General features: G+C 61.9%; 13 protein-coding genes. 10 read left to right on the top strand and 3 right to left on the bottom strand.

Going from position 1 to position 14,052, the window contains the following annotated elements; translation table 11 throughout:
• Positions 1 to 440: 440 nt before the first annotated feature.
• The 5 genes from atpH to atpC are packed head-to-tail and all read left to right on the top strand — an operon-like array spanning position 441 to position 5,296.
• Positions 441 to 971 (top strand): ATP synthase F1 subunit delta, encoded by a 531-nt coding sequence (atpH, locus tag C0V97_RS13455; RefSeq protein ID WP_127103124.1) that lies wholly within the window; start codon positions 441 to 443, stop codon positions 969 to 971.
• Positions 971 to 2,506, top strand: coding sequence for a F0F1 ATP synthase subunit alpha (gene atpA, locus C0V97_RS13450; RefSeq protein ID WP_127103094.1), 1,536 nt, complete (start codon positions 971 to 973; stop codon positions 2,504 to 2,506). Before atpH ends, atpA begins: the two co-directional genes overlap by 1 nt.
• A gap of 9 nt (positions 2,507 to 2,515) precedes the next feature.
• Positions 2,516 to 3,391 carry a F0F1 ATP synthase subunit gamma gene (locus C0V97_RS13445; protein ID WP_127103093.1) on the top strand — a complete coding sequence of 292 codons (876 nt, stop codon included), beginning with the start codon at positions 2,516 to 2,518 and terminating at the stop codon, positions 3,389 to 3,391.
• 26 nt (positions 3,392 to 3,417) lie between these two features.
• Positions 3,418 to 4,872, top strand: a complete 1,455-nt coding sequence (gene atpD, locus C0V97_RS13440; protein WP_127103092.1) for a F0F1 ATP synthase subunit beta — start codon at positions 3,418 to 3,420, stop codon at positions 4,870 to 4,872.
• A 4-nt stretch (positions 4,873 to 4,876) separates the two neighbouring features.
• Positions 4,877 to 5,296 (top strand): ATP synthase F1 subunit epsilon, encoded by a 420-nt coding sequence (gene atpC / locus C0V97_RS13435; protein ID WP_127103091.1) that lies wholly within the window; start codon positions 4,877 to 4,879, stop codon positions 5,294 to 5,296.
• Positions 5,297 to 5,409: 113 nt separating this feature from the next.
• On the opposite strand, the gene C0V97_RS13430 is transcribed toward atpC, so the two are convergent.
• Both C0V97_RS13430 and queF read right to left on the bottom strand, forming a co-directional pair.
• On the bottom strand, positions 5,410 to 6,468 hold the full coding sequence (locus C0V97_RS13430; RefSeq protein ID WP_127103090.1) for a hypothetical protein: 1,059 nt from the start codon (positions 6,466 to 6,468) through the stop codon (positions 5,410 to 5,412).
• Positions 6,469 to 6,606: 138 nt separating this feature from the next.
• A complete protein-coding gene (queF, locus tag C0V97_RS13425) occupies positions 6,607 to 7,077 on the bottom strand; it encodes a preQ(1) synthase (protein WP_127103089.1) in 471 nt (156 codons plus the stop codon).
• Positions 7,078 to 7,106: 29 nt separating this feature from the next.
• Here queF and rnd point away from each other — a divergent pair, with 29 nt between their 5' ends.
• Complete coding sequence (gene rnd / locus C0V97_RS13420) at positions 7,107 to 8,312, top strand: ribonuclease D (protein ID WP_127103088.1); 1,206 nt, start codon at positions 7,107 to 7,109, stop codon at positions 8,310 to 8,312.
• Between the two features lie 204 nt (positions 8,313 to 8,516).
• Positions 8,517 to 9,233 (top strand): GcrA family cell cycle regulator, encoded by a 717-nt coding sequence (locus C0V97_RS13415; protein WP_127103087.1) that lies wholly within the window; start codon positions 8,517 to 8,519, stop codon positions 9,231 to 9,233.
• A 104-nt stretch (positions 9,234 to 9,337) separates the two neighbouring features.
• On the opposite strand, the gene C0V97_RS13410 is transcribed toward C0V97_RS13415, so the two are convergent.
• Positions 9,338 to 9,853, bottom strand: a complete 516-nt coding sequence (locus C0V97_RS13410; RefSeq protein ID WP_127103086.1) for a polymer-forming cytoskeletal protein — start codon at positions 9,851 to 9,853, stop codon at positions 9,338 to 9,340.
• A gap of 480 nt (positions 9,854 to 10,333) precedes the next feature.
• On the opposite strand from C0V97_RS13410, the gene C0V97_RS13405 reads away from it, so the two are divergent.
• From C0V97_RS13405 to C0V97_RS13395, 3 genes are all read left to right on the top strand, one after another.
• The gene (locus C0V97_RS13405) at positions 10,334 to 11,311 is read left to right on the top strand and encodes an adenosine kinase (protein WP_127103085.1); all 978 of its coding nucleotides are present in this window, start codon (positions 10,334 to 10,336) and stop codon (positions 11,309 to 11,311) included.
• 295 nt (positions 11,312 to 11,606) lie between these two features.
• Positions 11,607 to 13,430 carry a translational GTPase TypA gene (gene typA / locus C0V97_RS13400; protein WP_023979248.1) on the top strand — a complete coding sequence of 608 codons (1,824 nt, stop codon included), beginning with the start codon at positions 11,607 to 11,609 and terminating at the stop codon, positions 13,428 to 13,430.
• Positions 13,431 to 13,652: 222 nt separating this feature from the next.
• A complete protein-coding gene (locus tag C0V97_RS13395) occupies positions 13,653 to 13,940 on the top strand; it encodes a hypothetical protein (RefSeq protein ID WP_127103084.1) in 288 nt (95 codons plus the stop codon).
• The last annotated feature ends 112 nt before the right edge of the window (positions 13,941 to 14,052 follow it).

Raw genomic sequence — 14,052 nt, 5'->3', positions numbered from 1 at the left:
GAAAGAGGCGGGCTTTCCGAGTCTGTTGGTTACCGAGGGCGCTCTTTTCGCAAGTTCACACGCAAAAGTGCAAATCCGGAACGGTTCGCCCCCGAAGGTGTCTGGGGGAGGGTGAGGTAGTCTTCACGCTTCGGAGGAGGACGGCCTGGTAGAACGGCGTGCTTTTCCGGGCTTTGCGCCGCAGAGTGTCAGTTGCACTTGGCGCGGCCTGCGTGCTAGACGCCCCGCGAGGCCTGATCCGTTATTGCGGAATCGGGACGAACAGTCTCGTTACCTGAGTCATGATCGATCGGTTCCATGCACGATGCCCAGGGCGCATTGCCCGGCACTATGGTCGCGATGGTCATCAGGATGTTTGTGTAATTGGGGTGGGAACGCCAGACGTGACAGTGGTCGAAACAGCCGAGGCACCGCAGGTCAGCAGGGACGTGTCGGGGGGCATGGCGCAACGCTACGCCCTTGCGCTCTATGACTATGCTGATGAAAAATCGGTGCTCCCTGAAGTGCTGGATCAGGTGCGCGCCCTGCGCAAGCTGATCGCGGAGAGCGCCTCGCTGCGCGAATTCCTGGCCGACCAGAGTCTCGATTCCCGCCAGGCCGGTCAGGGTCTCGAAGCTGTGCTGAACGCGCAGGGCTTCAGCGAGACGCTCAAGCGTTTCGTGGCCGTGATCGCCCTTAACCGTCGCGTCGCCCGCGTCGATGAAATTCTCGGTGCCGTTCTTGCCCTGGACGCGAAGCGTCGTGGCGAGACGATTGCCGAAGTGCGCAGCGCACAGCCGCTTACGGCAGGCCAGCGCAGCGCCTTGCAGACTCGCCTGGCAGAAGCGGGCTATGCCCGCGTTTCCATGATCGAGCGCGTCGAGCCCGAGTTGATCGGTGGTCTTGTCGTGCAGATTGGCGCCAAGCTATTTGACACCTCCATTCGCGGGCGTCTGACCCGCATCCAGAATGCCATGAAGGGAGCCGCGTGATGGATATCCGTCCCGCAGAGATTTCGGACATCCTCAAGCAGCAGATCGCGTCCTTCAATGACGAAGCGCAGGTCTCCGAGACGGGCACCGTCCTGTCCATCGGTGACGGCATTGCGCGCGTCTATGGCCTGTCCAATGCCATGTCCGGCGAAATGGTCGATTTCCAGGCCACCGGCGATCGCGGCATGGTGCTGAACCTCGAAGAGGACAGCGTTGGCGTTGTCGTGTTCGGCGATGGCGAGGGTATCCGTGAAGGTGATACCGTCACCCGCACCGGTGCCGTGGTCGAAGTGCCGGTCGGCAAGGGGCTTCTGGGCCGCGTTGTTGACGCGCTCGGCAACCCGATCGACGGCAAGGGCCCGCTGACCGACGTTGTCATGAAGCGCGCCGAAGTGAAGGCTCCGGGCATCATGCCGCGCCAGTCCGTGTGCGAGCCGATGCAGACCGGTATCAAGGCCATCGATGCCCTGGTGCCGATTGGTCGTGGTCAGCGCGAGCTCGTGATCGGTGACCGCCAGACCGGCAAGACGGCCATTCTGATCGACACCATCGTCGCGCAGAAGCCCGTCAACGCCACGGGTGACGAGAAGCAGAAGCTGTACTGCATCTATGTTGCCATCGGCCAGAAGCGCTCGACCGTTGCAAATCTCGTTCGCACGCTGACAGAAGAAGGCTCGATGGAGTATTCCATCGTCGTCGCCGCCACCGCGTCCGATCCGGCTCCCATGCAGTACCTCGCACCGTACTCGGCCTGTTCGATGGGTGAGTTCTTCCGCGATAACGGCATGCATGCCTTGATCTGCTACGACGATCTGTCCAAGCAGGCCGTGGCCTATCGCCAGATGTCGCTGCTGCTGCGCCGTCCGCCGGGCCGTGAGGCTTTCCCGGGCGACGTGTTCTATCTGCACTCGCGTCTGCTCGAGCGCGCTGCCAAGATGTCCGATGAATTCGGCGGCGGCTCGCTGACGGCCCTGCCGGTCATCGAGACCCAGGCGGGTGACGTTGCGGCTTATATCCCGACCAATGTCATCTCGATCACCGACGGTCAGATCTTCCTTGAGACCGACCTGTTCTATAAGGGCATCCGTCCGGCTGTGAACGTGGGCGGTTCGGTGTCGCGCGTTGGCTCCGCCGCCCAGATCAAGGCGATGAAGCAGGTTGCCGGCAAGATCAAGCTGGACCTCGCCCAGTATCGCGAAATGGCAGCCTTCTCGCAGTTCGCTTCCGATCTGGACCCCGCCACCCGCAAGCAGCTTGAGCGTGGCGCCCGTCTGACGGAACTGCTGAAGCAGCCCCAGACTTCGCCGCTGCCGGTTGAAGAGCAGGTTGTGGTTCTGTTTGCCGGTACGCGCGGTTTCGTGGACGTCGTCAAGGTCGATCAGGTGGTGCGTTATGAAGCCACGCTGTTGGCCGAGATGCGCGGCCCCGGCAAGGACATTCTCGATGCCATCCGCAATGATCGCCAGATCAAGCCGGAAGTCGAAGCCAAGCTGACCGAGCTGCTCACTGCGTTCAACAAGCGTTTCGCAGCCTAAGGACGAATCATGCCCTCGCTGAAGGAACTGCGCGCCCGGATCGCGGGCGTGAAATCGCAGCGCAAGATCACGAGCGCCATGAAGATGGTTGCAGCCTCCAAGCTGCGCCGTTTTCAGAAGCATGCCGAAGCCTCGCGCCCCTATGCCGCTGCCATGCGTCGCATGCTGTCCGAACTGGCTGCCGCGACGGAAGGTCAGGGCGAGCTGCCCATCCTGATGGAAGGTGGCAAGGGCTCGACGCATCTCGTCGTTCTGCTGACCAGCGATTTCGGTCTGGCGGGTGGGTTCAACGCCAATCTGGTTCGCAGTGTGCGCCAGATCGTCTCGCGCCTAGAGTCTCAGGGTGAGACCGTGCGCATCCTGCCGATCGGGCGCAAGGGCGGCGACGCCATGGCCCGCATCTTCCCGGGCAAGCTGATCGATCGTATCGACGGCACGGGCGGTCGCGAAGTGCAGTTCCAGAAGGCGGCCGATCTCGGCACGCGCGTGACCGAACTGCTTACGAGCGGCCAAGTCGATCGCGTTACGGTCGTGTTCAACCGCTTCGTCAACGCGATGACCCAGGTCCCGACGGAAGAGGCTCTTGTGCCCCTGCCCGTGGCCAAGAACGACAACAAGACAGATTATACCGCTCAATATGAGTTTGAGCCCAATGAAGCCGAGCTGCTCGCTCAGCTTCTGCCGCGTAACATCCAGGTCCAGTTCTTCGCCGCGCTACTCGAAAGCGCCGCCGGTGAGCAGGGTGCCCGCATGACTGCCATGGATAACGCGACACGGAATGCAGGCAAGGCGATCGACTCTCTGTCGCAGCGCTATAACCGCACCCGCCAGAGCAACATCACCAAAGAACTTATCGAGATCATCTCCGGCGCTGAAGCCGTCTGAGACTTTTACGCAGGAGCCGAAATACGATGTCCGAAACTCTGTCGTCTGCCAGCAGCAACGTCGTGGGTCGCGTGACGCAGGTCCGCGGTCCCGTGGTCGATGTCCAGTTCCAAGGCACGCTGCCGCATATCCTCAATGCGCTGCACGTCCAGATTGGCGACCAGACCCTTGTGCTCGAAGTGGCCCAGGAAATCGGTGAGCGCGAAGTGCGCTGCATCGCCATGGACAGCACCGACGGCCTCGTTCGCGGAAGCGAAGTGAAGGATACCGGTGGCCAGATCACCGTGCCCGTCGGCCCGGCGACGCTCGGCCGTATCCTGAACGTCATCGGCGAGCCCGTTGACGAGCGTGGCCCGGTTGTGTCCGACAAGCATTACCCGATTCACCGCAAGGCCCCGTCCTTTGAGGATCAGGCCGCCGCTTCCGAAATTCTCGTCACCGGGATCAAGGTTGTCGATCTGCTTTGCCCGTATCTGAAGGGCGGCAAGATCGGCCTGTTCGGCGGCGCTGGCGTCGGCAAGACCGTCATCATCCAGGAACTGATCAACAACATCGCCAAGGCTCATGGCGGCGTGTCCGTTTTCGCCGGTGTCGGTGAGCGTACGCGTGAAGGCAACGACCTGTATTTCGAAATGCAGGATGCCGGCGTGATCAAGATCGGTGAGGACGGCTCGACCCAGGGATCGAAGGTCGCGCTGGTCTATGGCCAGATGAACGAGCCGCCGGGCGCGCGCGCCCGTGTCGCCCTCTCTGCCCTGTCTCTCGCGGAGTATTTCCGTGATGAGGAAGGTCAGGACGTGCTGTTCTTCGTGGACAACATCTTCCGCTTCACCCAGGCCGGTTCGGAAGTCTCGGCGCTGCTGGGTCGTATCCCCTCGGCCGTGGGCTATCAGCCGACGCTGGCCACCGAGATGGGCGCCCTGCAGGAGCGCATCACCTCGACCAAGAAGGGCTCGATCACCTCGGTTCAGGCCGTTTACGTGCCTGCCGACGATCTGACCGATCCGGCACCGGCCGCGACCTTCGCCCATCTTGACGCCACGACCGTGCTGAACCGCTCGATCGCTGAAATGGGTATCTACCCGGCTGTCGATCCGCTGGATTCCACCTCGCGTTCGCTCGACCCGAAGATCGTTGGTGACGAGCACTATCAGGTGGCCCGTGACGTGCAGCGTATCCTTCAGACCTATAAGGGCCTGCAGGACATCATCGCGATCCTGGGCATGGACGAGCTGTCGGAAGAGGACAAGCAGGTTGTGGCCCGTGCGCGCCGTATCCAGCGCTTCCTGTCGCAGCCCTTCCACGTGGCTGAAGTCTTCACGGGGTCGCCGGGCAAGCTGGTGGCTCTCGATGACACGGTGCGCAGCTTCAAGGCAATCGTTGCCGGTGAGTACGATCACCTCCCCGAAGGCGCCTTCTACATGGTCGGCCCGATCGAAGAAGCGATCGCCAAGGCCGAGAAGATGAAGGAGTCGGCGTAAGCCCATGCCGGTTCAGGTCGAAATCATCAGCCCGGAGAAGCTGCTCTTCCGCAAGGAAGTCGAGATGGCAGTCATTCCGGGCGAGGAAGGCGATATCGCGGCCATGCCGGATCATGCGCCGATCATGCTCCTGCTGCGCGGTGGCGTCGTTTCCCTCTATGAGGGAGGCGTCGTAACCGAGCGCTTCTTCGTCTCCGGTGGTTTCGCCGATATCACGGCCGATCGCTGCACCATCCTCGCGGATGAGGCCCTGCCGGTCGAGGATATCGTGCTCAGCGAAGCGGAAACCCGTCTGGAAATGCTGGAAATGCAGCTGACCAATGTCGCCGCTGACGACATCATCGATCAGGAACGCATCTCTCGCAAGATCCAGGCAACGCGCGCTGCAATCGAAGCCGCAGAGGCCGCGCATCCGATCCACTGATCGGGTCGCGATACGGAATCAGAAAAAAGACCGGTCGTCCGAAAGGACACCGGTCTTTTTTTGTCCAGCTCTCCCGGCAAAATCGTGACAGGGGGTGTCGGCACCCCATACCCCTATCGCCAGAACTCCGAACTGGCTCCGGCGCTCATCTGCTGCAAATCGCGCGTCGGGCCGGCGCGTAGGCTGGTATAGTCCTGACATTGCGTCAGGACCCAGCGATGGGTCGGAGAATCCGGTGCCGTCCTGATCGCCTCGGCATAGGTGCCGTCTGACGAGACGGCACCATAAGTCACGCCGTCACCCTGATCGCGGTCGCCTATCGGTGTATTGCATCGGCCCGACACGAATACGCGCCGCGCCTGATCCAGCGCCGTTTCGCCTGTCTTCGGGTTGCGCCAATCCTCTCGCGACCATTTCTCCCAACGTGCCAGGCCGAGCCCCCAGGCGAGATAGAGCCGTTCCCTCTGCTCCGCTTCGCCCGGTCCACCTTGCGGGCTGGCGGCACTGTAATGCACGGAAACCAGACTCGGAAAGCGCCGCCCCGAGCGGTACGTGTAGTCCTGCCTGATCCAGCTATAGGCCGCCTTGCGCAAACGGGCAGGACAGCCGGGTCCATCCGTTTCCCCCTCATGCCGGGTCAGGTTGCCGCTACGTGTTTCGCCATGTCCTGCCATGGCTGTGCCGTCCTGAGCCGGACCGAGCACCCAGGAATCGAGGAACCGGTCAGAGTTGTCGGGCATGGCGTCGCAGGCCGCATTGGTGAAATGCGAGACTGCGACGGGGCTCCAACTGCCCAGCACTGAGAGAAAGCGCGCCCCAACGCCCTCGACGGACACGCCGCCTTTGATCCCTGTGGTCGCATCAGTCACGTTCACATGGGCGTCCGGGCTCACGACGCGCCATTTTCCATGACGCTCGATCGGGAGATTCACCATATCGATCCGCCCCTCTCCCTCTGCGCCGTTGCTCAGGCGATAAAGCGGGTCCTCTCCCGGCTCTACAGGGCGCATGGTGCGGCAGGCGGGATCTCCCGGAAGGGCCGTGGGCACATCGCAACGCTGCTGGATCAGGAAGAGAAAAGAGGCCGGCGGAGGAGACGCCCGGGCTGGTGTCCAGGGAGCGTACAGACCCGACAGGGTCGCGACGATGAAAGCGCGCGCAATCGATTGCATGAGGCGTCTCCTGTATCAGGAGGGGCCAGTCTGTCAGGGAAAGCGCTTTGAAGACCATTAAAAGGAATTTCCAGAACGGGCCCCATTTCAGGACCAGATGTGCAGGAGCCGTCTTCGGGGCCGACCCGGAAACGTCAATCAGCCCCTGCCGCGATAGCCTGGCACGTCCTGGGCGGGAACCCATACCCCTTCGGGTGGCAGGCCGGTCTGCCAGAATACGTCGATCGGAATACCGCCGCGCGGATACCAATAGGCGCCGATGCGCAGCCATTTCGGGTTTAGAACCTCGACCAGCTTCGTGGCGATGCTGACCGAGCAATCTTCATGGAACGCGCCATGGTTGCGAAAGCTGGTCAGATACAGCTTCAGCGACTTGCTTTCGACAATCCAGTCACCCGGAATATAGTCGATGACGATATGGGCGAAATCGGGCTGGCCCGTGACCGGGCAGAGCGAGGTAAATTCGGGTGCGGTGAAGCGTACCACGTAGTCGCGTCCCTTATGGGGGCTCGGCACGCGCTCGAGCGTGGCGGTTTCGGGGCTGTCCGGCTGCACGGTCTGTCGACCCAGCTGGCTGAGTGCTGCGAGATCATTCTCTAATGTGGTCATGAGGGTCTGCCCTGATGTATGGATGGGAGATGCAAGTGTCTCAAGCCGGTTTCCCAGCCCCAGTCATCGTGTCTTCTACAGACGATTTGGCGCAACTCTGCGCCCGACTCAAGCAGGAGCCGTTCGTTACGATCGATACGGAGTTTGTGCGCGAGCATACATACTGGCCGGAACTCTGTGTGGTGCAGCTTGGCGGTGTGTCCGATGTTGCCGTGATCGATACGCTCGCCCCTGGCTTGGACCTTGCTCCGCTGGCCGATCTCCTGGCGACCGAAAGCTGCGTGAAGGTCTTTCACGCGGCCCGTCAGGATCTGGAAATCTTCCTGCATCTGTTCGATGCGTTGCCCTGCTCGATTTTCGATACTCAGGTGGCCGCCATGGTCGGTGGCTATGGCGATCAGGTCGGCTACGACACGCTGGTGAGCGCCATTACCGGGGCGAGCATCGACAAGACCCATCGTTTCAGTGATTGGTCCGCCCGCCCGCTCTCCAAGGCGCAGATCGCCTATGCGGCGGCAGACGTCACCCATCTGCGCGATGTCTATCTGACGCTTCATCGCGAACTCGAAAAGCAGAACCGCCTGCATTGGGCCGATGCCGAACTGGCCGTGCTGAACGACCCGGCAACCTTCCGCCCCGACCCGCGCCGCCAGTGGGAGCGCCTCAAGGCGCGCACCAATAACCGCCGCATGCTGGGCGTCCTGCGCGAGGTCGCCGCCTGGCGCGAAATGGAGGCTCAGGCGCTCAACATTCCCCGTCAGCGTCTCATTCGTGACGAGAGCCTTCTCGAGATCGCTGCCGTGCGCCCTCAGGATGCAGACTCCCTGTCACGCGTGCGGGGCGTGTCGCGCGGCTTTGCCGAGGGGAAGGCAGCACCGGGTCTGCTCGCTGCCATCAAACTCGGGCTCGATCTGCCCGAGAAGGATTTGCCGCGTCCTCCGCGCAAGCCGGAGGGCGCCAAGCCTTCATCCGCGCTCGTGGCCCTTCTCAAGGTCGTTCTCGCCGCCAGCTGTGAGGCCAATCGCGTCGCCCCCAAGCTGGTGGCGAATAGCGAGGATCTCGACAGTCTCGCTCTGGGTGAGACAGATAGCCCCGTTCTGCAGGGGTGGCGCAGGGCTGTGTTCGGCGAAGATGCCCTTGCTCTCCTGCGTGGAGATATCCAGCTTGCAGTCGCGGGGCGCTCTGTCCGGCTTATTCGCGCGCAAAAGAGCTCTGAAGAGACGGTATCGCCCTGAAACAGGCGAGATGAGGGCGCAGCATTGGGCTTCAGAGGCCCAATCGTCCTCATTCTTTGGTAATTCGCGCGAGTTCAGATTGACTTGGACAAGAGCTCTGTGTTTATCCGCCAGTCTCATCATAGAAAAATCCGATTTACGGATTGAGCAAGTCGTATCGACACCCTAGTTTTACGTCACAGGACTGAATGAGGAGCACGGGCGATGGAATGGACTGACGAAATAATCTCCCGTCTTCAGACGCTGTGGCAGGAAGGACTGTCGACTGCCGAGATTGGCAGACAGCTTTCGATTACCAAGAATGCCGTTGTGGGCAAGGCGCATCGTTTGGGTTTGCCGCCCCGTCCGTCGCCTATTCGTGCTTCGGCCAAACCCCGCAAGGACGCTGCTGCTGAGGCTGCGCCTGTTGTCGCGAGCGCGCCGGCGGAGAGTGCGCAGCCTGTTGAGGCCGTTTCGGTCAAGAGCCCTGAAACCAGGGCATCCGTTTCTGACGCTGCGCCCGTGACGGCGGCTCCGCTGTCTTCTGCCGAAACCATGCGCCCGGCTAGCCAGCCCGCGCCGTCAGCCGCCAGCCGTGCGGAACCGGCGGTCAGGACTGCGGCCGCCCAGCCTGCGCCCGCTCAGGCTTCTTCGGCTGTCATGGAAGACGAGGCGCAGGCCGCGCCCAAGGCATCCTCACCCCGCAAACCTGCAGAGGCCAAGACCATGGCACCAGATCTGATGCTCCGTCCGCTTCTGCGCCCTCTGACCGCGGATACCTCGCCGCGTCGTGGTCCTGCCTGCTGTTGGCCCAATGGCGATCCGGGTACACCGGGCTTTCATTTCTGTGGTGCGAAGCCGGTTCCCGGTAAGCCTTACTGTGCCGAGCACTGTGCCGTGGCCTATGTAAAGCTTCGCGATCGCCGGGAGAGCGTGGGCTGAGCAGCGCCTCGCGCCATTAGTGCCGGAGCCGTCTTCCGAGGGGCTCTCATGAAAAAAGCCCGGTCCAGAAGGACCGGGCTTTTTCTTTGTTACCGACCAGCCGATCAGACGCTCGGCGTGGTTTCTTCAGTCTTTTCTGCGGCAGGCGCAGGCGTCTCGATCGAGGCCGGACGTGCAGGCATATCACCCGTGATCATTTCGAGATGACCCGTGATCTGGCCACCATCTTCAACCTGGAGACGGCGTGTACGAGTCTTGCCGATCAGGCGTCCCGTGGCGCGCACGGTCAGGTTGCCGCGCACCGTCAGCGTCCCGTCGATCGTCCCGGCCAGATCGGCGTCTTCCACCTCGATCTCGCCACGGAACACGCCGCCCTGCGCGACGGAGAGTTCGGTGGCCTGAAGCAGTGTCGCCTCGACTGTGCCCTCAACCACCAGACGCTCGGCGTCCTGGATCGAGCCCTGAACCGAGATGCCGCGGCCTACGACCAGCGTACGGCGATCGGAAGCCTCGCGGCGACCACCCGGGGCGGCCGCGGCTGCGGCCGCCGGGCGAGCCGGAGCGGAGGGTACTGCCGGTGTGGCAGGAGCAGGGGGGGTAGGGAAAGGCGAACGACCCATCGCGGCAGAATCCTTGATTTGTGAGGCTGGAGAGGCGTCTGCCGCTGGGGCCGGACGCTCAGGAAAGAGCGACGAACTACCTGCGCCCGAGGCAGTCGGTCTTTGGCCGCTGGTGGCCGATGCACCTGAAGATGGAGAGGGAGGCGCTGTATCTTCTGGTTTGCGTCGTTTGAACAAGAGAACCCCGCTGCGCGTTCTGGAAGGTGGCGGTTCGGGTGCCGAAGCTGGCTGGTGCCAGACGAAATCACGTGCAAAACACGATTTCCGTCCAGACCCGGATTACACGTTAAGAGGCGAAATCGACAAGTCGCTAAAAGGCGGTTCTGCGCGGTTTTTGACCCTGACCCGGTCTTGTGTCATGGCCTTGAGGCGAGAATGCCGTACCTGTCGTTCACGCATCGTCACGATCAGGGCTGATCTTGGTCATTTCATGGCGTGAACACGATATTCCTTGCCCAATTTCATTTCGCTGGAGACTTCATGACTGCCCCGACACTCGATCTGCTCTGCATCGGCAACGCCATCGTCGATATTCTGGCTCCGGTCTCGCATGAAACCCTGTCGGCTCTGGGCTCGCCTCTTGGCAGCATGACCCTTATCGATGCCGATCAGGCCGCTTCGATCGAGGCACAGATCACCCCGGAGCAGGTCATGGGGGGCGGTTCGGCTGCCAATACCGCCGTGGTGGCAGCCCGTCTCGGCGCGCGGGTGGGCTATCTGGGCAAGGTCGCCTCCGATGAAGCCGGTCTGGACTATGCGAAGGATCTGACAGCGCAAAAGTTGTTCTATCCTTCCGCCCCCGTCCAGAACGCCGATCGCCCGACCGCGCGATGCATCATTCTCGTCACCCCCGACGGCCAGCGCACCATGCACACCTATCTGGGTATCTGCACCGAGTTCGGGCCGGAGGATGTTGACCAATCGGCCGTTGCCGCGGCTGGCGTGACCTATATGGAGGGCTACCTGTTCGACAAGGACCGTGCCCAGTCAGCCTTTATCCTGGCGGCGGAAACCGCGCATAAGGCGGGTCGCCGCGTGGCGCTCACCCTGTCTGATACGTTCTGCGTGGCACGCCACCATGCTGCGTTCCGCGCACTCGTGGCCGGTCACATCGATATTCTCTTTGCCAATGAGGCGGAGATCTGTGCGCTTTACGAGACAGAGGATTTTGATGCTGCTGCCGCACAGGCCGGGCGCGATGCGGCTCTTGTCGTGCTGACACGTAGCGAAAAGGGCGCGGTCATTCTGGCCAATGGCGAGAAGCTGGTCGTTCCAACGGAGGCCGTGAAGGTGGTCGATACGACTGGCGCGGGCGATGCCTTTGCTGCCGGGTTCCTCGCCGGGCTGGCCAAGGGCCGCAGCCTCGAAGCTTGTGGCCAGCTGGGCAATGAGGCGGCTGGTGCGATCATCACCCGTATGGGGGCACGCCCTGCTGCCGATTTCGCGCTCAAGGCCTGAGGGCTGTTTCGGGGCTCCGCTCCGAACCCTGCCAAAGGGCGGTCACCCTTTGGAAACCCTCGTCTCTCACATGACGATGCGAGGGGCGTACCCCGCCCAAAGCGGCGGGGTACGGTTCCGTAACGCGCAAGAATAAGACCCGGAAACGCTAAAAAACCCGGTCTTTCCGATCCTTTCATTGCACTCTGACGGGAAATTGTGCAGAAGACGGCCAATCCGTCAGTCCCGGCTTTGTGTCGTTCCCAGGGAGCGATCCGGCAGGGCATGACCCTGCAAGCCCGATCAGGACCGCTTCATGGAAATCCGTAACATCGCCATTATCGCGCACGTCGATCATGGCAAGACCACCCTTGTTGACCAGCTTCTCAAGCAATCCGGCTCGTTCCGCGAAAACCAGCACGTTGCTGAGCGCGCGATGGACAGCAACGACCTCGAGCGTGAGCGCGGCATCACCATTCTTGCCAAGTGCACCTCGGTCGTGTGGAACGAGACGCGCATCAACATCATCGACACGCCGGGCCACGCCGATTTCGGTGGTGAGGTCGAGCGTATCCTGAGCATGGTGGACGGCGCGATCATCCTGGTCGACTCGGCTGAAGGCGCTCTGCCGCAGACTAAGTTCGTGCTCGGCAAGGCGCTGGCCCGTGGCCTGCGTCCGATCGTGGTCGTGAACAAGATCGACCGTGGCGATGCCCGTCCCGATGAAGTTCATGAAGAAATCTTCGACCTGTTCGCAGCACTGGGCGCCGACGAGCATCAGCTCGACTTCCCGATGCTGTACGCTTCGGGCCGTCAGGGCTGGGCCGATCTGGAAATGAACGGCCCCCGCAAGGATCTGTCCCCGCTGTTCGACCTGGTGCTGCGCCATGTGCCGACGCCGGGCCTCGACAAGGAAGCGCCGTTCGGCATGGTTTCGACCATTCTCGAGAGCGACAACTTCCTGGGCCGCATCCTGACGGGTCGTATCGAGCAGGGCCGCGCCCGCGTGAACATGCCGGTGCGCGTGCTGCGCCCCGATGGCACGATCGTGGAAACGGGTCGTCTGACCAAGCTGCTGTCGTTCCGCGGTCTGGACCGCGTGCCGGTGGATGAAGCCGAAGCCGGTGACATCGTGGCTGTGGCCGGTCTGTCCGACGCAACCATTCCCGACACTATTGCAGACCCGGCTCTCGATGCGCCGCTGCCGTCGACCCCGGTCGATCCGCCGACCCTGACCATGACCTTCCGCATCAATGACGGCCCTCTGGGCGGTCGTGAAGGCAAGAAGGTGACGTCGCGCCAGATCCGTGACCGTCTGTTCAAGGAAACCGAAGGCAACGTGGCCATCAAGGTGACCGAGAGCGCCGAAAGCGAAGCCTTCGAGGTTGCCGGTCGTGGTGAACTTCAGCTTGGCGTGCTGATCGAGACCATGCGTCGCGAAGGCTTCGAGCTGACCATCGGTCGTCCGCGCGTTCTCTTCCGTAACAACGAAGAGACCGGCGAGCGTGAAGAGCCGTACGAAGAGGTTCTGGTCGATGTCGACGAGCCCTATTCGGGCGTGGTCGTCGAAAAGATGTCGATGCGTAAGGGCGTGATGCAGGACATGCGTCCGTCGGGTGGTGACAAGGTTCGTCTGACCTTCCTCATCCCGTCGCGCGGCCTGATCGGCTATCATGGTGAGTTCCTGACTGACACGCGCGGCACAGGCATCATGAACCGTCTGTTCGCTGGCTATAAGCCTTATGCAGGCACGATCGAAGGCCGTCGTAACGGTTCGCTGATCTCGGCAGAAGATGGCGCGACCACCCAGTACGCCCTGTTCTCGCTGCAGGATCGCGGCACGCTGTTCGTCGAAGCTGGCGAGAAGATCTATACTGGCATGATCCTGGGCGAGCATTCGCGTGAGAACGATCTCGACGTGAATGCCGTGCGTGAAAAGAAGCTGACCAACATTCGCGCCGCCGGTAAGGATGACGCGCTGCTTCTCACCCCGCCGCGCAAGATGAGCCTCGAGCAGGCGATTGCCTATATCGAAGATGACGAGCTGGTCGAGGTCACCCCCTCTGCGGTGCGTATCCGCAAGCGTTACCTGGACCCGAACGAGCGCAAGCGCATGTCGAAGGTCAAGTCTGACGCCTGATCCAGGAAAGGCCACCGCATCGCGGTGGCCTTTTTTGTAATCATGTCGGCATTAAGGCATAAACACGCCTTTACCGTGCGATTACACGTATTTTATCTAATTTTCCTCAAGACGAGCGTGGAAAATACTGATAGCGTTCCCGAAGTCATAAGTTCAGGCGGCCTGTTAACCAGTCTGACTGACGCCTGTGATTATGTGAATTCGTATTCTGGAGCTCGTTTCATGCTCGTTTTCAATCGTCGTCTTCTGACCGGTGTTGCTGCTCTTGCCATGACGCTGAGTGCCCCTGCATTCGCTCAGACCACGCAGGAAGCCGCTCCTGCAGCTCCTGCCGCTGCCGCGCCTGCTGCTCCCGCCGCACCGGCTGCTACGGCTCCGGCACCGGCTTCCGAAGCGGCTCCTGCCGCTCCGGCTGAAGAGAAGGGTGCCAAGCACAAGCATAAGCACAAGCACAAGCACCACAAGAAGGGTGCAGAAGCTGCCGCCGAGAAGGATGCTTCCGGCAACTGATCGGTCCTGAGACTGGTTACGGAAAAGGGGCCGGAAACGGCCCCTTTTTTTGTTAGTCACCTGACTGGGCGGTGCTCGATTTTCACTGTCCGGCAGATGATCCCCCGCCCTT

It is taken from the genome of Asaia sp. W19 (assembly GCF_003994335.1).
Classification (GTDB): domain Bacteria; phylum Pseudomonadota; class Alphaproteobacteria; order Acetobacterales; family Acetobacteraceae; genus Asaia.
This window is presented reverse-complemented; position numbering and strand designations above follow the sequence as displayed.